This window comes from Streptomyces sp. URMC 126, assembly GCF_051386555.1.
Classification (GTDB): Bacteria; Actinomycetota; Actinomycetes; order Streptomycetales; family Streptomycetaceae; genus Streptomyces.
Genome location: NZ_JBPQTX010001262.1, coordinates 1 through 241, shown reverse-complemented (window position 1 = coordinate 241; position 241 = coordinate 1). Strand labels below are relative to the sequence as shown.

The window sequence follows — 241 nt, the reverse complement described above, 5'->3', positions numbered from 1 at the left end:
GACCGTGGCCGCCGACCGGGAGGCCAAGGCGCTGCGCAAGGCGCAGCACAAGGGCGCGCTGGCCGACGCCGCGCGCAACTCCGCGGCCCGCTCCCTGGAGCGCCTCGCCCCGGCCGACAGGGAGGGCGGGCCGGCCGGTGAGCCGAAGGTGCTGGGCGACTTCTTCGGCCGCAAGGGCGCCTGATGGCCGCCTTGAAGATGTCGGCGAAGAAGGCCGCGTACTGGAACCAGCGATTCGAAC

The 241-nt window shown here is 73.9% G+C and carries 1 protein-coding gene; it reads left to right on the top strand.

Going from position 1 to position 241, the window contains the following annotated elements:
• Window positions 1-184, top strand: a 184-nt coding sequence (locus tag ACSNOK_RS35890; RefSeq protein ID WP_436784844.1) for a hypothetical protein, incomplete at its 5' end; no start/stop codon positions are given.
• Between the last annotated feature and the right edge of the window lie 57 nt (window positions 185-241).